Genomic DNA, 20,965 nt, shown 5'->3' on the forward strand with positions numbered 1-20,965 from the left:
TTCCGTTATTGGCTAGCTACTTCAGTCGACGGTTGTCTGAGTGAAATAAAGGCAAACGCTAACGCAACGAGAACGAGCATAGCGCCAAACATCGGTAGCGTATAGATTGAACCGGTGAATGTTAACACGAGACCACCGATAAAAGAACCCATTGCAATTCCAAGTTGAAGCGCAGACGTATTTAAGCTCTGCTGAATATCAGACGTCTCAGGTGCAGATTGGATAAGGTAGTTTTGCATTGCTGGTGTTAACGCCCAGCTTAGTCCACCCCAAAGTGCTGCAAAGAGTAAGAAGACGACAAGATATCCGGTTAGTGCAGGGAGTAACAATAACACGATCGCAAATGCAGAAACGACGGTTAAAATGGAACGTTTAGAGCCTAACTTATCGCTCATAATTCCTCCAAATGCGTTCCCGCCAATGGATGCAACACCGATAATAAAGTACGCCACACTGACCCATAAAGGTTCTAGACCGAAGGCTTCTTCTAAGAACGGTGTAAAGTACGCGTAAACGACATAGTGACCAGCTAGCATAAAGAGCGTCACTAAATGTGCCGTACTAATTTTCACAGATGCGAGTGATTTTATTTGGTCACGTAAAGGGACTACCTTCTCCACTGGCATCTTCTCAAGTAATAAACTAATAAGAAGAAAAGATAAAAACGATAACAATGCAATTCCGAGGAAGACCGTTCTCCACCCGAATGCTTCAGTCAGAAAGATTCCGACGGGTACACCAAGAACAAGGGATGAACTAATACCCATAAAGACAAGCCCAATCGCTTTGGCGCGGTGTTCAGGTTTGACAATTTTAGCTGTAATCGTCAGTGATAAGACAACAACGAGTGCTGTACTCATCGCTGTAATCACTCGAGCGATCATGACGAGCGCAAATGAAGTACTAAAGAATGTCATAATATTTCCAAGCGTGAAAATGACAAGCGCCCATAAATACAGTTTCTTACGCTCCACTTTCGCGGTCATTGAGATGAGCACAGGTGCGCTAATCGCATAAACGAGTGCGAAAACAGTAATGAGTTGACCTGCTGATGCAATTGTAATCCCAAGGTCGTCAGCGATGACAGGTAAAATACCACCAACGATCAGTTCGACGAGACCAACAGAAAATGCAGCAGCGGCGAGAATGTAAACTCTCCAATTCATCTAGATCCATCCTTTACAAAAGAAATTCGCCTGTCATTTTGTAAACGGATTTTGGGCATAAAAAAATCCTGATTACAAAAATGAAATGCGTAACATTTTTGTAATCAGGAATTATCGGTTCCTGGTAGAGACCCTCAAACCATATTATTGAGGTTATACAACAGTGATGAATTGTAGCACGAAACGATTAGGTCTGCAACTCTTGCCATTCATCTAGAAGTTGCTCGATCATTTTCTCATTCCGTTCGAGCTCGTTTTGAACGTCAGTCGCTTTTGCGTAGTCTTCATAAACATCAGGTTGTAGCAATTGTGCTTGCAACACTTCATTCCGCTCTTCGAGTGTTTCAACTTCCGCTTCAAGGGCATCAATACGACGCTGGCGCTTACGTGCTTCTTTTTTTGTCTTCTTTTCCTTGAATAAAGTCTTGTTTGGCGACTTGAGAAGAATTACTTTCGGTCGTTGTAGGTGTATGTTCTTCTTGTTCAAGTTCTAATAGACGTACTCGTTCCTCTTCTTCCGTCTTTTTCTCAATATAATAATCGTAATTGCCAAGGTATTCATCGAGCTGACCATCTTGGAACTCGAGTGTGCGTGTTGAGAGTCGGTTTAAGAAATAACGGTCGTGTGAGACGAAGATCATCGTTCCAGGATAATCAAGTAACGCTTCCTCAAGTACTTCTTTACTATCTAAATCGAGATGGTTTGTTGGCTCATCGAACAGCAGCAAGTTCGCTTCTTTCATCATGAGCTTGGAAAGAACGAGTCGAGCTTTTTCGCCACCGCTCAAGCTTTTGACAGGCTTTAAGACTTCATCACCTGTAAAAAGAAAACGCCCGAGTACCGTGCGGATATCCCGTTCATAGACATGAGGTATTCATCCCACAACTCTTGTAAAACGGTTTTCTTAGAGTTGAGATCGGACTGTTCTTGGTCATAATACCCGACGGTTACTTTACTGCCGAGCATAATCTCGCCTTCAGTCGGTTGAAAGCGACCACCCAACAGTTTGAGTAGTGTTGATTTTCCTGTTCCGTTTGGACCGATAAACGCGACACTCTCACCACGACTGACAGCGAGTTGCAATTGGTTAAGAATTGGCTTATCACCGTATGAGAATGAAATATCTTTCGCACGAATGACATCGTTTCCGCTCTTCTCCTTAATCGAAAAGGCGATCGTTGCACTTTTTTTGATCAGATTGAGGTGCGTGAATACGATCCATCGTTTCTAGTTTTCGCCGTCGACTTTGTGCTCGTTTCGTCGTAGATGCTCGAGCGAGGTTCTTTTGAACGAATGTCTCAAGCTTTTCAATTTCACCTTGTTGCTTTTCGTAGGCTTTTTGTTGAAGGTCCGCTTGTTTTTCGCGTTCGATGAGAAAGTCTGTATAGTTCCCGTGGTACACGTTTGCCTTCGTATGCACGACTTCGTAAACTTTCGTCACGATACGGTCGAGAAAGTAACGGTCATGGGAAACGACGAGTACAGCTCCGTCATAACCATTTAAGAAGTTCTCAAGCCACGTCAGCGTCTTAATATCCAAGTGGTTTGTCGGCTCATCAAGAATGAGCAAATCAGGCTTAGTGAGAAGTAATTTCGCAAGTGCGAGCCTCGTTTTCTGACCACCACTAAGACTTTGAATTGGTTCATCATAGCTAAAAGAATCAAAGTTAAGACCTGCTAAAATACTACGAATATCAGCTTCATAGCGAAAGCCACCCGAAGATTGAAATTCTTCTTGTTTCGCATCATAAAGTTTCATAATGTCGTCGTACTTGGTCTGGTCTGAATAGACTGCAGGATCAGCGATTTGTTCTTCAAGAGAACGCAGCTCTTTTTCAAGCTGAATGGTCCCTTCAAACACCGAAAGCATTTCGTCCCAAATGCTTTTTGAAGAGTTCATCCCTGTATCTTGTGCGAGAAAGCCGAGTGAGACTGCTTTCGGAATGATCACGTCTCCGTGATCATAGGAAAGTTCACCCGTAATAATCTTTAATAGTGTTGTTTTTCCGCTACCATTTCTTCCAACGAGTGCGACACGTTCTCCACTTTTGATTTCTAACTTTATATCTTGTAGGATGGTGTCCACACCAAAGGATTTGGTCACGCGATCACATTGTAATAGAATCAATTGTCTCATTCCTTAGACAGAAGTTGCTAAGTTAAAGGTATAAGACATTCCTAGTCTGGTCAAGCCTGAATGATACCAAAGGAAGCGGTCCCTTTTGAATCGTGCTATAATGAAGCATGAGAGTTTGAAAGGAAAGGGCATGCCTATGGACGAACAACAGAAAATACCACAAGCTACTGCGAAACGCTTGCCACTTTATTTTCGATACCTCGAGAATTTGCATGCAGCTGGAAAGCTTCGGGTGTCCTCAACTGAGCTAAGTGAGGCCGTGAAAATTGATTCTGCAACGATTCGACGTGATTTTTCCTATTTTGGAGCACTCGGTCGTAAAGGATATGGCTACGATGTTCAATATTTGTTGTCATTTTTTTCGTAAAACACTCGATCAAGATGAGACAACTCATGTTATATTAATTGGGGTCGGGAATTTAGGCAAAGCATTACTCAATTACAATTTTGCAAAAAAATAATAGCACGCAAATTGTGCGTGCCTTTGATGTAGACCGTCAGCTCGTTGGACAGAGTATTGGCGGTGTGAAGATCGATCATATGGATGAGCTAGAACGTGAGATTGATGACCGTGTTCGTGCAGCAATTATTACGGTTCCTTCAACGACTGCTCAAGTCGTAGCAGACCGACTAGCACAAACGGGGATCCAAGGGATATTGAACTTTACTCCAACACGCCTTAGCGTGCCAGAACACATTCGTGTTCATCATATTGATTTGTCAATCGAGTTACAATCACTCGTATATTTCCTTAAGCATTATCCACTTTCGTAAATAAGGAGTGAAGTCACCATGAATATTGGATTTGGAAGTATTATCGTCATTCTCATTGCCGCATTCCTCGTCTTTGGACCGAACAAGCTACCAGAAGTCGGCCGAGCAACAGGAAGTGCAGTTCGAGAATTCAAGAAAGCAACACAAAACATCTTAAATGAGAAGAATAACAACGAAAAGTAAGGCAAACGCTTTTCACATAAAGAAGGACGGGTGCAGATGAAGAACCAACGAGACATGCCTTTTCTCGCCCATTTTGAAGAATTAAGAAAACGTGTGATTACTACCGCGATCTTTTTAGTGGTCGGTATGATCGGTGGATTCTTAATGGCTCCGACCGTCATCGAATACTTACAAAACATTCCGCAAGCACAAGACTTCCCGATGAACGCATTTCAACTAACGGACCCGTTGCAAGTGTATATTAACTTCGCATTTGTCATCGGTCTCATTATTATCGTTCCAGTTATTCTCTACCAAACGTGGGCATTTATCGCCCCGGGACTCGGTGAGAAGGAACGGAAAGTTACGTTATCGTATATTCCATTTGCGATTATTTTGTTCCTCGGTGGAATTGCATTTGCTTACTATATTCTTGTTCCTTATTTGCTAGAGTTTCTAGCGAATATTGGGGAAACGTTGAATATTACAGAGCAGTACGGGATTAAGGAATATTTCTCATTTTTATTCCGATTAACGATCCCATTTGGGTTTTTGTTCCAACTTCCTGTTCTAATTATGTTCTTAACGAGACTCGGACTGATCACACCGATGTTTCTCCATAAAATCCGAAAGTACGCGTACTTTGGTTTGCTCGTCATTGCAGCCTTTATTACGCCGCCAGAACTCGTTTCGCACATCATGGTCACTGTACCATTACTTCTTCTCTACGAACTGAGCTTAGTCATCTCACGAGCTGTCTATCGCAAACGTTTGAAGGAAGAGGCAGAAGCACAACGAGAAATGGCAGACAATTATACAGAGTAACCCCCGAAGCGTCAGTTGACGCCTTGGGGTTTTTTTGGATTTAGGAGGGGACGATCGTCGCCAAAATTCATAACTACGTGTTGCTCGATCACATCACCTAGACAAAAACCCCCGCTACAAAAGAACACGTCTTTTGTGCGGGGGTTTTTATTAGTGCGATGAAGTCTTGGAACGCATTCGTTTGACGTGATGCCACGTGAGCATGTAATCCACTGCAGCGATCGCAATGAACATGAACGCGATGAAATCCCAACCTTCCACCTGTACGTGTAAAATGGCGAACAAGACAAACAAATTTGCTGCGAAAAAATAAAGGAAGCTTAAGATTGCTGGCGAAACTCTCATAGGAACAATCCTAGCCAGCCTGTAATGAGTTGTGTCGTCTGTTCCATTTGCTCCATCATGTCAAGGACGTCATATCCGAGGTATTCTAAGAGAATCGGAACAGCTGCCCAGGCGTTCATTAAGCAGTGTGCAATAATTGGAACGATAATGCGATTGGACTTTACGTACACGTATGCAAATGCAAAACCAGCACCTGCGTAGACGAGGATGTTCGAGAATTCCATATGGACGACAGAAAATGCTAGTGAGCTAAGCGCAGCTGCAAAGAAAAAGTTCATATGCTTGTACAGCTTACCGAAGATAACTTGTCGGAAAAGAATTTCTTCCATAATCGGTCCGAAGACGACGACCGCAAGTAGCATAATCGGGAATGAATTCATCATGTCTAATAACATGGCTGTGTTTTCTGATCCGGCAGGGACGCCGAATAACGCCGACTGAATAAGGAACGCGACTTGTTGACCGACGATGGCGAGGAGAACACCGAGAAAGATCAATCCGATTGTAACGCCTACACCGGAACGCGGACGATCTGCGCGCATAAGTGGATTGGCATTGCGGATTAAGAACAGCATAACAATGGCCCCTAGAGCGAATGCGAGAACGATCGAATACACGAATGATTCGCCTGGTTCCATCCCCATTAGGCAAAAATAATCGCGAAGCCAACACTACCAAACTGTGCAACTAAAAATGTCACACCGATTAACCAATATCGTAAGGTGTAGCTCAAGGTCAAAACCCCTTTGATGTCATTCTTTAGATCAGTATGTGAAAGTTCATGAACTTCTATCAATCATATTGTAGCATGGTGAAGAAGATGTTGTCCGATTCCAAAAATCATAAAAAAAATAATCATTAAGGGGCTTGCAAAATTTAGGCGAAACTTTTATCATAGAAACTGGAATTAGCACTCGGCTAATGTGAGTGCTAATAACGTAATGATAGTAGCTGTTGTCAGAACAAGTTACTTACCACATAACCCAAAGGAGGTTGTTTTCCTTGTTAAAACCATTAGGTGATCGTATTGTTATTGAACTAATTGAACAAGAAGAGCAAACAGCGAGCGGAATCGTTCTTCCAGATTCTGCAAAGGAAAAGCCGCAAGAAGGTAAAGTAGTTGCTGTCGGTACTGGCCGAGTAACTGAAAATGGTGAGAAAGTAGCGCCAGAAGTAAGCGCAGGCGACTCTATTATCTTTTCTAAATACGCAGGTACTGAAGTGAAGCACGGAGACAGTGAATACTTGATCTTACGTGAAAGTGATATTCTTGCCATCATTGGCTAAATACAGATTATCGTAGGCGTAACACCTACTCATTTTAATTTTTAGGAGGTTGCTATTATGGCTAAAGATATTCGTTATAGTGAAGATGCACGTCGCGCAATGCTAAGCGGTGTTGACAAACTAGCTAACACGGTAAAAGTAACGCTAGGACCTAAAGGTCGTAACGTCGTTCTTGAGAAGAAGTTCGGTTCACCACTCATTACAAATGACGGTGTAACAATTGCTAAAGAAATCGAACTTGAAGACAACTTTGAGAACATGGGTGCTCAACTCGTTTCTGAAGTTGCAAGCAAGACGAACGATATCGCTGGTGACGGTACTACGACAGCGACAGTTCTTGCACAAGCGATGATTCAAGAAGGACTTAAAAACGTAACGTCTGGTGCAAATCCGATGGGCGTTCGTCGTGGAATTGAGAAAGCAACAGCAGTAGCTGTTGAAGAACTTCAAAAGATCTCTCGCGAGATTGAAGGTCGCGATTCCATTAAGCAAGTTGCTTCTGTATCAGCAAACGACGAAGAAGTAGGCGAATTCATTGCAGAAGCAATGAGCCGCGTTGGTAACGACGGTGTTATCACAGTTGAAGAATCTAAAGGATTTACAACTGAACTTGAAGTCGTTGAAGGTATGCAATTCGATCGTGGATATGCATCTCCTTACATGGTAACAGACAACGAGAAAATGGAAGCGGAACTTGAGAACCCTTACGTTCTTATTACAGATAAGAAGATCTCAAACATCCAAGAAGTCCTTCCAGTTCTTGAGCAAGTTGTTCAACAAAATCGCCCGATCCTCATCATCGCTGAAGATGTTGAAGGTGAAGCACTTGCGACACTCGTGTTGAACAAACTTCGTGGAACATTCAATGCTGTTGCTGTTAAAGCTCCTGGCTTTGGTGACCGCCGTAAAGCAATGCTTGAAGACATTGCAATCCTTACTGGTGGTACGGTTCTTACAGAAGATCTTGGACATGATCTTAAGTCTGCAACGATTGATCAACTCGGTCGCGCATCGAAGATTGTCGTTACAAAAGACAACACGACAGTGGTTGAAGGTGCTGGACAACCAGACCAAATTACTGGCCGTGTAAACCAAATCAAATCACAAGTTGAAGAAACAACATCTGAATTTGATCGTGAGAAACTTCAAGAGCGTCTTGCGAAGCTTTCAGGTGGTGTAGCAGTTCTTAAAGTTGGTGCTGCTTCTGAAACTGAAATGAAAGAGCGTAAACTCCGCATTGAAGATGCCTTGAACTCAACACGTGCAGCGGTTGAAGAAGGTATGGTTTCTGGTGGTGGAACAGCGTTCGTTAACGTTTACAACTCAGTAAAAGCAGTTGAAGCAACAGGTGATGAAGCAACAGGTGTGAACATCGTTCTTCACGCACTACAAGCACCAGTTCGTCAAATCGCTCATAACGCAGGTCTTGAAGGATCCGTAATCGTTGAGCGCCTTAAAGGCGAAGAAATTGGTGTTGGTTACAACGCAGCAACTGATGAGTGGGTAAACATGTTCGAAGCAGGAATTGTTGACCCGACAAAAGTTACGCGTTCAGCACTACAAAATGCAGCTTCTGTATCTGCATTATTCCTAACAACTGAAGCAGTCGTTGCTGATCTTCCAGACGAAGATGGTGGCGCTGGTATGCCTGATATGGGCGGAATGGGTGGAATGCCAGGAATGATGTAGTTCCTGCACACCCTGATCTAGCAACGGTTTGCTTGCCCACAAGCCTTGTGCGATCTACTTTTATATGTCACATTCCAGACCTCCTCACACCGCGTGAGGGGGTTTTTAATATAGGTGGTGAACAATATGGATCTCTATCAAAATTACAAACAACTAAGCCAAAATGAAAAAGGAAACTATCGCATTCAATATATTGCTAGACCCACGATGTTTATTGCTCCACACGGGGGAGGAATTGAACCAGGTACGAGTGAACTTGCGATGTACACAGCCAATGTAACTGGTGGGGGCTATTACGTATTTGAAGGTTTGAAGCGTAAAAACAATGAAACGTTGCATCTTACTTCGACAAATTTTGATGAACCAATTGCTGTGAACGTAGTGGAGCGTTCTATGGTAACGGTCGCTTTTCATGGCTTAGACGGGAATGAACGAGTGACTTGGGTTGGGGGAAAAGATACTGCACTAGCAAAAAAAATTGCATCTGAACTTAAACGCCAAGGATTTTCTGTTAAATGGGCACAGGATCGCCTTAAAGGCACGTCACCGTTAAACATTGTGAATCGAAATCAACAAGGGCAAGGTGTACAACTGGAAGTCAGTTTGGGGGAGCGTCGGTCATTTTTCACAGACTTTACATTAAGAGGGAGAGGACGTTCAATCACTCCTCGTTTTCTTCAATACGTAGCTGCCATTCAAAAAGCCATCAAAGATCAGTAATAAGACCAAAGCAATATTGCTGATCTCTGTAACAATGGTCTATACGATAAGTGAGACGTAAGATTCACTAAGACCAAAGTTCATATAATCATACTATTAAAATTAAACATAATATTTTGTAAAATTAACATGATTAAATAAAAAAGGAGTGATTCTTTGTATCGATTTGTCAAAAATACGACGATTGTTGGTGTTGCAGCAGCACTTGCCTTTGGGGCTCCAATTGCACAAGCGTGTAACTTAGGTCCTGAAGAACATGGCCAAGGAATTGTTAAACCCGTTGAACCAGGTCCTGAACACACATCAGGTGAAGCAGAAATTGTGATGCATAGTGGTCAGTTTACAGAGGTAACAGAAATTGCGGCAGTTGAACTAGAGGAGATCGATGGCGTAAGTGTTACGACAGCAGACGTGTATGCCCACAAAGATCATGCTTACTTAGGAACACATCGTGGTGCAAGGTCAAATGAAGGTGTTCGTGTTTTTGATATGAGCGATCCACATAACCCTGAAGAAGTGGCAGTTTTCGCTAATGATATTCCTGGTACTTGGCAGGAAAAGGTGATTGTGAAATCTGTGGATACGCCACACTTCACGGGTGATTTGGCGGTTGTTAGTTTGCAGAAGTATAACCAAGATGAAACGGAGCAATCAGGTACAGCCATTTATGATGTAACAAACCCAGAACGACCGATGCAACTGGGGTACTATGAATTGCCTGTCGACGTGTTGACCGGGACTCATGAATTGTATTTAACAACTCAGGAAGACCGGGCAATTCTACTCTTAGCAAACATCTATGCGGATTATTATACCGAAGGTGATTACCATGATTTCACGGTCGTTGATGTAAGTGATCCAGCTAATCCAGAGCACTTATACAATTGGGATCCACGTGAATTAGTATCAGCTGACGATTTCGATGGAATGAATTATACAGATGAAGACGGTGCAGAGCGTACAGCTTTTGCTCACAGTGTAATCACGGACAAAAAAGGTGAATATGCCTACATTTCTTATTGGGATTTAGGCACGATTATTATGGATATTCGAAATCCAGATCAACCAGAAGTAGTTGGTCATACGACGTTCGAGCGTGATGTTCAAGGGGCCGCGCATAGTGCCGCACTTGCCCACGACGATACAATTCTTATTGAGACGAGAGAGGTTTTCGAGCCAGACCCAGATGATCCAGAATTCGAACGGGGATGGGGATATACGCGCATTTATGATATTTCAGATAAGAGTAATCCAGAGTTAATTAGTGATATTCGCTCAGATAATTCGGTGGAACAAATTAAAGAAGGTGAACGTGAACGAGGTACGTATACCGTGCATGATCCAAAAGTAGAAGGAGATAAACTTTATTTATCTCACTATAGCGATGGCATTCGTCTCGTTGATATTTCCAATCCTCATAAACCTAGAGAAGTAGCGTCTTACGTACCGAGTGCAGCAAACGTGTGGGGCGTCTTCATTTATGGTGATTATATTCTCGGTTCAGATATGGGAAGTGGTTTGAAAGTACTTGATGTGAATTGGGGGACAGCTCCAGGAGGACCACCAACGTATACGACACCAAGAGATCGGATGACAACAAGTCTGACCGGGATTCAACCGATGATATTTAGTGCACTAACGTTCTCACGATAAATGAATTGTAAAGTAAGCCTTAGTCAAAAGGACTAAGGCTTACTTTTTGTTTTACTACGACCAATGTCTGAAAGCAATTCAACCTAGGAGCTGACGTTTATTTTTTTCCACTTGTGTATCTTTAGAGTATAGGAGTGGATACTGATGAGAATACACGTATTTCTTTGGACTTTCATGATCCAAAAGCGAGTCCATTCGCAAATAGAATTACAAAAAAATGTATGAAAATGAAAGGCGTATAGAAGTATTAAATCAAAAGTATGACGAAGTGCAAAAGCAGTTTTGGTCAAATGGTTTGTAGACTTTGCCAGCAATTGTCTTAAGTAAGATGATGCAAATTAGGGTAGCTTACAAAAAAGGAGGTGCTGTTGTGCGGGCTTTCGGAATGGTTGCATCGATGGTTTTTTTACTTTCGCAACCACTCATTGAGTTTCCTGATCATCATGAATTTCAAGGGGATGAACCGATTCATCAATTAATTATCTCGCTTTTAGCGGACGAGATTGCTTATGTTATGGATGAAGAAGAAAAAGAGTATAGAGCCCAAGACGCTGATGTTGTTGATGTTCAGTGGAATGAACAAGATGTTGAAGTGACGATTAAACTCTTGTCTAACACGAAGGAACAACCCATTGCTCACGTCATAGATACACTTACGTTTGAAATTATGAATGGTGAGGTTGAACTGACTCATCATCAATCAGAAGAAATTTGTTTGACACCAAAATAAAAGCTCGCAGACGATTTTAACGTTTGTGAGTTTTTACTTTGGCGTTAAGTGATAAAACAAGACCAACTCCGTTTAGTCGAAGTTGGTCTTGTTTTAATTAATGAGAGTTACGTTCTTCTACTTGTTGTGCTCTACGCTGTGCAACTAAGTCATCCAAGTCTGCTAGTTCCTCAGAATATTCGACGTACTCGCCGTCTGTCTCTTTAAGATAAGCAGGAGTTTGAGATAACTTTCGTTTGTCTTTTCTCTTGTTGTTTCTCGTTTGACCACGTGTCATAAAGAACGCCCCCTCAACAAGTAGGATTGTGTTTTCGGGACGCTTTTATGCTGGTTGGTTATGGTAAACTGAAAGTATAGTAAGAAGGTGGAAGTATGGAGTTATTGGCGTTCTTTAGTATTGTATTTGTGGCAGCGATTTTACAGACGAGTACGGGGTTTGGATTTTCGATTTTAGCTACGCCGTTTTTATTGTTACTGTTTGATCCTGTTGTTGCAATTCAAATTAATTTAGTGCTTTCGTTGATCATTTCATTTTGTTTGTATCCAGCGGTGAAAGGCGGGTCTAACAAAAGCGTATTGCTACGCTTATGGGCTAGTGCGGTCGTTGGGTTACCGGTAGGGATCTTTATTTTACAAATCATGCATGTGGATGCCCTAAAGGCGATGATTGCAGTTCTTATGATCGTTTTAACGATTCTTTTACTTAATCAGATCTCGTTTGCTGCGACGAGAAGTCGGGAGTATGTTGTTGGAGGGGTATCAGGGATGCTCACTTCCAGTATCGGGATGCCGGGGCCGCCCCTTCTCATTTATTTAAGCGCAACAGGTGCTTCAAAAGCTTATACGAGAGCGACAACACTAACGTTCTTCCTTGGTGTGTACTCAGTGACAATTGTTGCTCAGATGATGACAATCGGTACGGAATTCGTCGTTTGGGAATATAGTTTGTATGCGTTGCCGGTCGTACTATTAGGGTTGTTCATCGGTAAGAAATTGTACCCGAAGTTAAATGCAAAGGTATTTCAAATGATTGTGTATGGATTGCTGTTGTTTACGGCATCTTATTTATTAATTGAAGTATTGTTTTTGTAGAAATGTTCCGTTATACTCAGTAAAACTATACGCAAGCAAATTTGGTGGAGCCTGTCAGTTTAGGATATTTATGTCCTTTTGACAGGTTTTGTTGTTTTACTACATAAATATGGGGTGAAGGAGAGAACCAGATGAAAAGTGAATATGTTGTTATCGGTTTAGGACGATTTGGAATGAGCGTTGCTAAAACATTAATTCAAAATGGTCATGAAGTTTTAGCAATTGATAAAGACGAACATACCGTACAAGAAATCAGTAGTGATGCAACGTATGCAGTACAAATTGACTCCACCGACGAGATGGCTTTAGAACAATTAGGGATTCATAAATACGCACATGCCATTGTCGGAATTGGAGAAGACTTACAAGCAAGTATCTTAACGACGTTATTGTTAAAAGAAATGGAAGTTGGAAGAATAACGGCTAAGGCTAAAGACGAGCATCACGGGAAAGTATTATCTAAAATCGGCGCGACCATGTTATCTTTCCAGAACGAGATATGGGGAAACGGTTAGGAAACTTATTAAGCTCTAACAATCTAATTGATTACCTCGAACTGTCTGTTGATTATAATATGGAAGAGATTCGCGCTCCACGAGGATGGGAGGAAAAACAATTCTCGAATTGGATCTAAATCGGAAATACGGCTGTATTATTATTGCGATCAAAGATGAATTCGAAAAAGTAAACATATCACCAAATGCGAACGACCTTATTCGTGAAGGGGATATCCTTATGATTGTAGGCAAGCATCAAGCGATCCAGAAGTTACACAAAGACTATACAAAGCATTAAATAAGTTGATTCTGTAGTAAGAAGGTGCGTTTGGTGAAGGTATATGGAAAAGACATTCACATTAATCCTCCGCAGTGGATTATTATCGGTTTTTTTAGTGCTGATTCTCATTGGTACAATACTACTCTCGTTGCCTCAAGCTTCTACGAGTGGAGAAAGCATTGGAATTATGGATGCGATGTTTATGTCTGTGTCAGCAGTTTGTGTCGTTGGCCTTGCAATCGTTAGTGTTGGGCACGATTTGACTACCTTTGGGCAAGGGGTACTTCTTGTGCTCGTTCAACTTGGTGGGCTTGGGTTCATGGTGTTTGGTGTCTCCGTTGCAATTATACTCGGCAAAATTACTGGATTAAAATACCGAGAGTTTATGCAACCGACGACTCGATCATTGTCTGGAAGAGGGTTGTTACGTTTAGCTGGCGTTATCTTATGTGTGGCTCTTTCATTAGAGGCAATCAGTACAGTAATCCTAACCATTCGTTTAGTTGGAGAATTGGGGTTATCCGATGCATTATATACTGCATTATTTCATTCCATCGCTGCGTTTAATAATGCAGGATTCTCTTTAAACGATCAAAGTCTAGAAGGTTTCATTGGGGATCCTGTTGTAAACATTACAATCTCGGCATTGTTTATTATAGGTGGACTAGGATTTATGGTGCTCGTTGACCTATATAAAACCGGCGCTTTAAGAAGCTTAGCCTACATTCTAAAGTAGTACTCACCACGTCTTTAGCTCTCTTAGTTGTAGGATTTATTGTTATTTTAGCGATTGAACTGTTCAATCCTGAGACGCGAGCAATGTCGTTATCTGAACGACTTTGGTCAGCTTACTTTCAAAGTGCAACCCCGAGAAGTGCTGGCTTCAACACGTTTGAAATATCGAGTATGTTAGTCGCATCTCAGTTTTTTATTGTAATCCTCATGTTCATCGGTGCCTCTTCAGGTGGAACCGGTGGGGGGATTAAGACCAATACGTTTGTTGTTATTATTTTGGCAACGTTAAATACGTTTAGAAGTGGTCATCAAGTGCATGCATTTAGGCGAGGAATTGCATTAGAAACGGTGATGCGAGCCCTTGCTGTTGTTGTAAGTTCCTTACTTTTCATTGTACTGATGACACTTATATTAACGATGACTGAAGGAATTCAGGACGTTCAATTTATGAACGTGTTATTTGAAGTTGTCTCCGCGTTTAGCACGACCGGGCTATCAATGGGACTGACTGCTGAGCTAACTGAATTCGGTAAAGTACTGATGATGATTACGATGTTTGTTGGACGGTTAGGACCATTAGCTTTGGCGTTTGCATTAACGTATCAGCAACATCAAAGTCGTGTGCATTATGCCGAAGAACAAATATTAGTTGGATAAATTACATTTTTGACCTCAAACCAATCGACATGGTTTAGAGGTCTTTTTCGTGGTTTGAACCCAATTATGACCTACTACTACTCCATCTAAGATAACCTTTTAAACAGTTTTTTTAGAATTAGGCGTTGTAAAACCGCTTTCATCGAGTTACAATAAACCCGTGTAATAAATCGGTTTAGTAAATCGTTTTAGTGAGGTGTCTCATGAAGAAAGTGACGATGGCTGACGTGTCGCGTCAAGCTGGTGTATCGAAGAGTACCGTATCGCAATATTTAAACGGTCGATTTAATTATATGAGTAGTGAAACGAAAGATCGTATTCAACGCTCAATTGAAGAGCTTGGGTATAGCCCGAATAGTGTAGCGCGTAGTTTGAGACAAAAGAAAACGAAGACAATTGGTGTTATTGTAGCCAACATTTTGCATGACTTCTCAACACAAGTGGTCAGGGCAATTGAGGATTACTGTCACGCATGTGGGTTTACCGTCATTATTTGCAATGCCGACGACCAACCTGACAAAGAACGTCACTATATTGACATGTTAAGAGCAAAGCAAGTCGATGGATTAATTGTATTCCCGACGAACGCTAACAGTGAGTTGTTCCAAGGGTTAGTAAAAGAGAATTATCCACTCGTATTCATTGACCGATTTATTGAAGGTGTACGTGTGAATAACGTTCTTTTCGATAATAAGAAAGCGATGTCATTAGCTGTGAAGACGTTACGAGAAAAAGGTTATGAACGGCTAGGATTGGTCACTGCTTCACTTGAAGGTGCGATTACACCAAGGCAAGAGCGAAGAGATGGGTTTATGGCTGCGATGGAAGAGCAAGGGCTGCCGATTCACGATGAGTTTATTCAAAGCAGTAACATCGATCAAATTCAAGATGTGCTCGCCGACATGCTTCAGTCGACCGAACGTCCTGAAGCAGTCATTGCTGGTAACGATCGGGTTCTTCAAGAAGTGTTAAAAACGATGAAGCAGAACGATATTGATGTCCCTAAGGAGATTGGGCTTTTAACGATCGACGATGTGACGTTTGCAGAGTTTTATAATCCAGCGATTACTGCGATTGCCCAGCCGACATATGAGATGGGCAGGAAAGCAGCGGAGCTTTTACTTGAAGAAATCGATGGCACGAAGGGATCTAAAAACAAACGTACCGATTTGAGCCGAGTTTACAATTGCGACACTCGTGCTAACGGAATGAGGGGAAACAAGATGATGAAAAAAAATAGCACTCGGTAGTCTAGCATCGGTCCTTTTCCTTGCAGGATGTGGAGGAGAGCAAGATGTCGTTGGTGCAGATGACCCGAAGAACTTAATTCTGGCTACTCAACTCGATGAGAACAGTCCATATGCAGTCGGCTTCCGGGCATTTAAAGAAGCGATTGAAGAAGAAAGTGATGGAGCGATTACAGCAGAGCTTCATACGAACGGCACACTCGGAAGCAATGAAGATACGTTACTTCAAAGCATTGCCACAGGCGGTGTCGATATTACTGTCGTTTCTCCTGGGTTTATGACGCAAGTCCAGCGTGAAGTGGATTTATTTTCAATGCCGTATTTGTTCACAAGTTATGAACATTGGTTGCGTGTCGTGGACGGAGAAGTCGGCGATGAGATGAGCAATCTTGTTGAAGAAGAAACGAATTTGCAAGTGCTCGGCTATTGGTCTGCAGGTGTTCGTCAGTATTATGGGTTTGAACCGGTAAATGAAGTTGAAGATTTACGAAATGTATCGATTCGTACACAAGATTCACCTGGAATTCAAGATAGCTGGTCTGCACTTGGGGCATTGCCTGTAGGGGTAGCTTGGGGTGAGATGTATCAAGCGTTACAAAATCGAGTGTCGATGCATCAGAGAATGACTTTACAAATGTCTATCAATCGAGTCATCACGAAGTTACGCCCTACATTTCGTTAACCGACCATGACTTTACAACACGATTCTTCTTAACATCGGACGTTGTGATGGAACGTTTCACTGAAGAAGAACAGGAAATGATTGAACGGGCAGCAGAACAAGCGACGATTTCTGCACGGGAAGCAGATCTTGATCTTGCCGAATCATCATTGGAGCGGCTCGTTGAAGAAGGAGCCATTATTAACGAAGTCGATATCGAACCATTTATTGAACAAACGGAACCGGTTCGAGCAAGAATTGCTGAAGATCTTGATGCGATGGAGTTGTTTCATGCCATTCGAGACTTAGCAGATGAAGAGTTGTGAGGTGAGTGATGATGAAATCATTATTAAATGGAATTGAATATGTGTTTATGCGTGCGGCAGCGTTGTTTTTCGTCGTCTTTGTTGTGTGTATTTTCTTGCAGCTTCTCTCACGGTACGTCCCGACAATCTCTCTCTTATGGCCAGCTGAAATTGCAACGTATGCATTTATCTGGACGGTGTTTCTTGGGGCTTCTGTGATGGTGTATCATCAAGAACATTTTAAAATTGACTATGTTTTTGAGAAGTTCAAAGGGCAAGCTTTGCTATATATAAAATTGTTTAGTCATCTCATTATTGGATTGTTTGGATTGCTCATGGTCATTTACGGCTTTTCACTCGTTCAATTGTTCTGGGAATGGACAGTCAATACGTTACCGCAACTTCAACAAGGATACTTGTGGCTAGCGTTACCGATCTCTGGTCTTGGGATGGTGTTGTTTTCGATCGGTAATGCGTTAGAAGACGTAAAAAACTTTAAAGAGAAAGGAGAGCAAGTAGGATGACAGGCATTATTCTCATAGCGTTATTTATTTTATTGTTGTTCTTAGGAATTCCAATTGCCTTTACACTTGGAATTGTCGCTTTTGTAGGAATTTGGATGCTTGATTCAATTCCATTACAAGTCGTTTTGCAAAGCATGTTCTCAGGCTTAGAATCATTTATTCTACTTGCAGTTCCTCTCTTTATTTTAGCAGCAAACATTATGAACCAAGGACAAATATCTGAACGACTCATTAAATTGGCTGTTTCGATGGTCGGTCATATCCGTGGTGGGCTTGCACAAGCAAACATCGTCGTCTCGATGTTCTTTGGTGGTATTTCAGGTTCTGCCAAGCTGACACTGCAGGCGTTGGGAAAATTTTAATTCCGAGCATGATTCGCGAAGGTTACAGCAAAAGTACAGCGGTCGGCACAACCGCTGCATCTTCTACGATGGGTATGCTGATTCCACCAAGCATCCCGATGGTGATCTATGGAAGTGTGACGAGTGTGTCGGTCGGTCAAATGTTTTTGGGCGGCGTTATTCCTGGATTACTTATGGGTGTTGCGATGATGGCACTCGTCGGATTTATTTCTGTACGACAGAATTTTCCTCGTTCTGAACGGGTAAGTCTTAAGAATATTGGAAAGCAATTTCTTAATTGTATTCCACCCTTACTGACACCTGTTATTATTCTTGGTGGGATTATCGGTGGCTTTGTTACACCGACGGAAGCGGCCATTCTTGCTTGTGTGTATGCGTTAATTCTCGCGATGTTCGTGTATCGTTCGATTACGATCAAACATTTACCAGAAATTCTATTTGATACGATTCGTCTAAGTTCATTAACGTTGTTTGCGCTAGCAACTGCAACAGCACTCGGTCACTTGTTTAGTTATTACCGTGTTCCAGAAATGATTGCAGGGTTTTTCCAAGATAATTTCGCAAGCACAGGATTCTTCTTGTTAGCCGTCATTCTATTATTCTTGTTTGTCGGAATGTTTCTAGATGCCATACCAGCGATGATTTTATTCGTACCAATTGTTCTTCCAGCTTCTGAGACGCTTGGTGTTGATCCGGTTCACTTTGGGATTGTGATTGTCATGTGTTTGGCTGTTGGGATGATTACACCGCCTTACGGACTGTGTATGTTACTTGCAAGTTCAATTGCAAAACTATCTGTCAGCAAATCAATTGTAGCGTTGCTTCCATACGTGGGTGTCATTATTATTACCATTCTTATTGTTGCTTTCTTCCCTGAGATTGCACTTTGGTTACCAAGTTTCTTAGAATAGAAAGGACGATGTAAATGAGTCAATTTGTAGATACAGCTAAACGTTGTCTTAATGAAATTCAACAAGTTGTTGCGCAGTTAAACGAAAACGAAATGAATGCTTTAGCTAATGAAATCCAGAACGCTAAACGGATCTTTATACACGGAGAAGGGCGTTCTGGTCTAATGGGAAAAGCCATTGCGATGCGACTGATGCATGCGAACTATGAAGTGTATGTGACAGGAGAAACGATTACGCCGAGCATCTCTAACGGCGATTTATTAGTCATCATTTCGGGCTCAGCATCGGGGACTGAGAACTTTTCACAAAAAGCAAAAGCATCCAACGCCAATGTTGTGCTCGTCACTGCGAACAAGAGTGTTGGTGATGATCATCCGTCAGATTTAAGGCTCTTTATTCCAGCAGCAACAAAACAACGTCTGCCACATGAGCCGAAAACAATTCAGCCATTAGGTAATCAATTTGACCAATCTGTACACATCGTGCTAGATGCAGTAATTGTTGCGCTGACGACAGACCAACAAGAAGAAATGAAAGAAAGACATGCGAACTTAGAGTAGGGGGAGCCAGATGAAAGACGTTATTACAATTGGAGACGCGATGATTACCTTAAATCCAAATTCAACGGGGCCAATGCAATTTGTAAATGGTTTTGAGCGCCGAGCAGGTGGCGCTGAGTTTAACTTTGCAATTGGTTGTGCGAGACTCGGTCTTGAGACAGGATGGATTTCTCGTCTTGGTGCTGATGAATTTGGGAAATACATTAAGAAATTCGCTCGAGGTGAAGGCATCGATACGAGCGAAGTGCACTTGTTAGAAGGCTATTCAACATCATTGAATTTCAAAGAGATCCAAGCGAATGGAAGTGGGAGAACATTTTATTATCGCCATCCTTCACCGACTGAAGCGATGACGCCGAGCTCACTTTCACTCGAGTATTTTCAAGGTGCGAAGCTCTTTCATATGACAGGTGTATTCCCAGCTGTTACACCGTCTAATGTGGATGTATTAACACGAGCGGTCACATTAGCGAAGGAAGCTGGTTTGAAAGTTTCATTTGATCCAAACATTCGTTTGAAATTGTGGAGTGCTGAACAAGCAAGAGAGGCGTTATTACCATTAATGAATCATGTGGATCTTCTCTTAGCAGGCGTTGAAGAGTTAGAGCTTCTATTTGGAACGAGTGACGAGAATGAGATTTTTACAATTGCCAAAGAGTACGAGATTGAACTTGTTGCGATTAAAAAGGGAGACGAAGGAGCTGTCGCTTGGTACAAGGGTGAGACGCTAACGTTACCAGCAGTAAAAGCAACGGCAGTCGTTGATACAGTAGGTGCAGGTGATGGTTTTGATGCTGGACTTATCTATGGTTACTTGAATGGGTATTCCCTTAAGGAAATGCTTACGTTTGCAACAACGATCGGTGCAATGGTCGTTGAAGTTATAGGTGATAATGAAGGCTTACCCCATCTTGATGACGTACTTGCCAAGCTTGGTCACACAACCGTGATTGAGCGATAGGAGGGCTCTAGTATGAAGTTGCAATTAGCGCTAGATCGATTAACGTGGGACGAATGCTTTGCCATTGCGAATGAAGTTCGTGATGACATCGATATTATTGAAGTCGGTACGGGTGTTATTAAAGAATATGGGATGGCGATTGTTCGAGAAATGAATGTGCAATTTCCTAATCATGCCTTGCTTGCTGATATGAAGATCTGTGATGCGGGTCGGCATGAAGCGAATCAAGCGTTCCAAGCCGGTGCTGATTTTGCAACAGTGATGGCTTTTGCACCTGAAGCAACCATAGAAGAAACGCTACGCGTGGCAAAAGAGCAAAACAAAACGATGATGATTGATTTATTAGGGGTTGAATCCTCTCAGAAAGTTCATCAACTCCATTCGTTAGGAGCTACCTTTGTTGGTGTGCATCTAGGTAAAGATCAACAAAAACAACAAGCATTTTCAGCGAGTCAGTTTGACATTGTCAAAAACGTTGACGTTCAAACCGCCGTTGCAGGTGGAGTCACTTTGGAGTCTCTTCAAACAATCAAGAAGCATAAGCCTGATGTAATCATCGTTGGTAGTAGCATTACAGCCGCAGCGAATCCAGCTCATGTCGCGAAGGCAATGAAAGCACTTCTTCACGTATAACGTAAAGGGATGTTGGCTATACAAGTAGTACGAGCATGAAGCGTATTCGAG

21 protein-coding genes, 5 pseudogenes and 1 riboswitch are annotated in these 20,965 nt (G+C 42.1%); of the genes and pseudogenes, 21 read left to right on the top strand and 5 right to left on the bottom strand.

Annotation, left to right across the window (positions count from 1 at the left end; translation table 11 throughout):
- Nucleotides 1-5 precede the first annotated feature (5 nt).
- A complete protein-coding gene (locus JCM19055_RS19340) occupies nt 6-1,166 on the bottom strand; it encodes an MFS transporter (RefSeq protein WP_042360908.1) in 1,161 nt (386 codons plus the stop codon).
- An 81-nt stretch (nt 1,167-1,247) separates the two neighbouring features.
- Nucleotides 1,248-1,347, bottom strand: a riboswitch (purine riboswitch).
- A 6-nt stretch (nt 1,348-1,353) separates the two neighbouring features.
- A pseudogene (gene abc-f / locus JCM19055_RS27680) lies at nt 1,354-3,295 on the bottom strand (ribosomal protection-like ABC-F family protein).
- Between the two features lie 139 nt (nt 3,296-3,434).
- On the opposite strand from abc-f, the pseudogene JCM19055_RS32270 reads away from it, so the two are divergent.
- The 4 genes and pseudogenes from JCM19055_RS32270 to tatC form a co-directional block, all read left to right on the top strand.
- A pseudogene (locus JCM19055_RS32270) lies at nt 3,435-3,797 on the top strand (redox-sensing transcriptional repressor Rex); the annotation flags it as partial.
- On the top strand, nt 3,779-4,078 hold the full coding sequence (locus JCM19055_RS32275) for a hypothetical protein (RefSeq protein ID WP_370543236.1): 300 nt from the start codon (nt 3,779-3,781) through the stop codon (nt 4,076-4,078). The pseudogene JCM19055_RS32270 and the gene JCM19055_RS32275, both read left to right, overlap by 19 nt.
- 18 nt (nt 4,079-4,096) lie before the next feature.
- Nucleotides 4,097-4,261, top strand: a complete 165-nt coding sequence (locus JCM19055_RS25875; protein ID WP_081831901.1) for a twin-arginine translocase TatA/TatE family subunit — start codon at nt 4,097-4,099, stop codon at nt 4,259-4,261.
- 36 nt (nt 4,262-4,297) lie between these two features.
- A complete protein-coding gene (gene tatC, locus JCM19055_RS19355; RefSeq protein WP_042360909.1) occupies nt 4,298-5,065 on the top strand; it encodes a twin-arginine translocase subunit TatC in 768 nt (255 codons plus the stop codon).
- Nucleotides 5,066-5,215: 150 nt separating this feature from the next.
- Here tatC and JCM19055_RS32280 read toward each other — a convergent pair whose 3' ends face one another.
- On the bottom strand, nt 5,216-5,410 hold the full coding sequence (locus tag JCM19055_RS32280) for a DUF4305 domain-containing protein (protein ID WP_042360910.1): 195 nt from the start codon (nt 5,408-5,410) through the stop codon (nt 5,216-5,218).
- Complete coding sequence (locus JCM19055_RS19365) at nt 5,407-6,027, bottom strand: CPBP family intramembrane glutamic endopeptidase (protein ID WP_193745513.1); 621 nt, start codon at nt 6,025-6,027, stop codon at nt 5,407-5,409. The genes JCM19055_RS32280 and JCM19055_RS19365 overlap by 4 nt, the downstream gene beginning before the upstream one ends.
- Before the next feature lie 385 nt (nt 6,028-6,412).
- Here JCM19055_RS19365 and groES point away from each other — a divergent pair, with 385 nt between their 5' ends.
- The 5 genes from groES (at nt 6,413) to JCM19055_RS19390 (ending at nt 11,489) form a co-directional block, all read left to right on the top strand.
- The gene (groES, locus tag JCM19055_RS19370; RefSeq protein WP_042360911.1) at nt 6,413-6,697 is read left to right on the top strand and encodes a co-chaperone GroES; all 285 of its coding nucleotides are present in this window, start codon (nt 6,413-6,415) and stop codon (nt 6,695-6,697) included.
- A gap of 57 nt (nt 6,698-6,754) precedes the next feature.
- Nucleotides 6,755-8,386 (top strand): chaperonin GroEL, encoded by a 1,632-nt coding sequence (groL, locus tag JCM19055_RS19375; RefSeq protein WP_042360912.1) that lies wholly within the window; start codon nt 6,755-6,757, stop codon nt 8,384-8,386.
- A gap of 126 nt (nt 8,387-8,512) precedes the next feature.
- Nucleotides 8,513-9,106: a poly-gamma-glutamate hydrolase family protein gene (locus JCM19055_RS19380; protein WP_042360913.1), complete on the top strand. Its 594-nt coding sequence runs from the start codon at nt 8,513-8,515 to the stop codon at nt 9,104-9,106.
- 156 nt (nt 9,107-9,262) lie between these two features.
- The gene (locus JCM19055_RS19385; RefSeq protein ID WP_052366568.1) at nt 9,263-10,759 is read left to right on the top strand and encodes an LVIVD repeat-containing protein; all 1,497 of its coding nucleotides are present in this window, start codon (nt 9,263-9,265) and stop codon (nt 10,757-10,759) included.
- Between the two features lie 370 nt (nt 10,760-11,129).
- On the top strand, nt 11,130-11,489 hold the full coding sequence (locus JCM19055_RS19390; protein WP_152549989.1) for a hypothetical protein: 360 nt from the start codon (nt 11,130-11,132) through the stop codon (nt 11,487-11,489).
- 97 nt (nt 11,490-11,586) lie between these two features.
- Here the strand turns inward: JCM19055_RS19390 and JCM19055_RS19395 are convergent, their stop codons facing one another.
- Nucleotides 11,587-11,766 (bottom strand): YfhD family protein, encoded by a 180-nt coding sequence (locus JCM19055_RS19395; protein ID WP_042360915.1) that lies wholly within the window; start codon nt 11,764-11,766, stop codon nt 11,587-11,589.
- A 95-nt stretch (nt 11,767-11,861) separates the two neighbouring features.
- On the opposite strand from JCM19055_RS19395, the gene JCM19055_RS19400 reads away from it, so the two are divergent.
- The 12 genes and pseudogenes from JCM19055_RS19400 to hxlA all read left to right on the top strand — a co-directional run bounded on the left by JCM19055_RS19400 (nt 11,862) and on the right by hxlA (nt 20,914).
- On the top strand, nt 11,862-12,581 hold the full coding sequence (locus JCM19055_RS19400; RefSeq protein ID WP_042360916.1) for a sulfite exporter TauE/SafE family protein: 720 nt from the start codon (nt 11,862-11,864) through the stop codon (nt 12,579-12,581).
- 131 nt (nt 12,582-12,712) lie between these two features.
- The gene (locus JCM19055_RS32285; RefSeq protein WP_307190068.1) at nt 12,713-13,096 is read left to right on the top strand and encodes a TrkA family potassium uptake protein; all 384 of its coding nucleotides are present in this window, start codon (nt 12,713-12,715) and stop codon (nt 13,094-13,096) included.
- An 85-nt stretch (nt 13,097-13,181) separates the two neighbouring features.
- Nucleotides 13,182-13,376, top strand: coding sequence for a cation:proton antiporter regulatory subunit (locus JCM19055_RS32290; RefSeq protein WP_370543234.1), 195 nt, complete (start codon nt 13,182-13,184; stop codon nt 13,374-13,376).
- A gap of 43 nt (nt 13,377-13,419) precedes the next feature.
- Nucleotides 13,420-14,094, top strand: coding sequence for a potassium transporter TrkG (locus JCM19055_RS30460; RefSeq protein ID WP_265182388.1), 675 nt, complete (start codon nt 13,420-13,422; stop codon nt 14,092-14,094).
- A gap of 23 nt (nt 14,095-14,117) precedes the next feature.
- Nucleotides 14,118-14,750, top strand: a pseudogene (locus tag JCM19055_RS30465) (potassium transporter TrkG); the annotation flags it as partial.
- Between the two features lie 203 nt (nt 14,751-14,953).
- Entirely contained in the window at nt 14,954-16,000 is a 1,047-nt protein-coding gene (locus JCM19055_RS19415) for a LacI family DNA-binding transcriptional regulator (protein ID WP_265182389.1), read from the top strand.
- 79 nt (nt 16,001-16,079) lie between these two features.
- Nucleotides 16,080-16,984: pseudogene (locus tag JCM19055_RS30470) on the top strand (TRAP transporter substrate-binding protein).
- A gap of 8 nt (nt 16,985-16,992) precedes the next feature.
- Nucleotides 16,993-17,487, top strand: coding sequence for a TRAP transporter small permease (locus JCM19055_RS19425; RefSeq protein ID WP_081833846.1), 495 nt, complete (start codon nt 16,993-16,995; stop codon nt 17,485-17,487).
- Nucleotides 17,484-18,760 (top strand): annotated as a pseudogene (locus JCM19055_RS19430) (TRAP transporter large permease). Before JCM19055_RS19425 ends, JCM19055_RS19430 begins: the two are co-directional and overlap by 4 nt.
- Nucleotides 18,761-18,774: 14 nt before the next feature.
- Complete coding sequence (gene hxlB, locus JCM19055_RS19435) at nt 18,775-19,320, top strand: 6-phospho-3-hexuloisomerase (protein ID WP_042360918.1); 546 nt, start codon at nt 18,775-18,777, stop codon at nt 19,318-19,320.
- Nucleotides 19,321-19,330: 10 nt separating this feature from the next.
- Nucleotides 19,331-20,281 carry a sugar kinase gene (locus JCM19055_RS19440; RefSeq protein WP_042360919.1) on the top strand — a complete coding sequence of 317 codons (951 nt, stop codon included), beginning with the start codon at nt 19,331-19,333 and terminating at the stop codon, nt 20,279-20,281.
- A 12-nt stretch (nt 20,282-20,293) separates the two neighbouring features.
- Nucleotides 20,294-20,914 carry a 3-hexulose-6-phosphate synthase gene (gene hxlA / locus JCM19055_RS19445; protein ID WP_042360920.1) on the top strand — a complete coding sequence of 207 codons (621 nt, stop codon included), beginning with the start codon at nt 20,294-20,296 and terminating at the stop codon, nt 20,912-20,914.
- Nucleotides 20,915-20,965: the final 51 nt, after the last annotated feature.

Source organism: Geomicrobium sp. JCM 19055 (assembly GCF_000698185.1).
Classification (GTDB): domain Bacteria; phylum Bacillota; class Bacilli; order Bacillales; family Marinococcaceae; genus Geomicrobium_A; species Geomicrobium_A sediminis.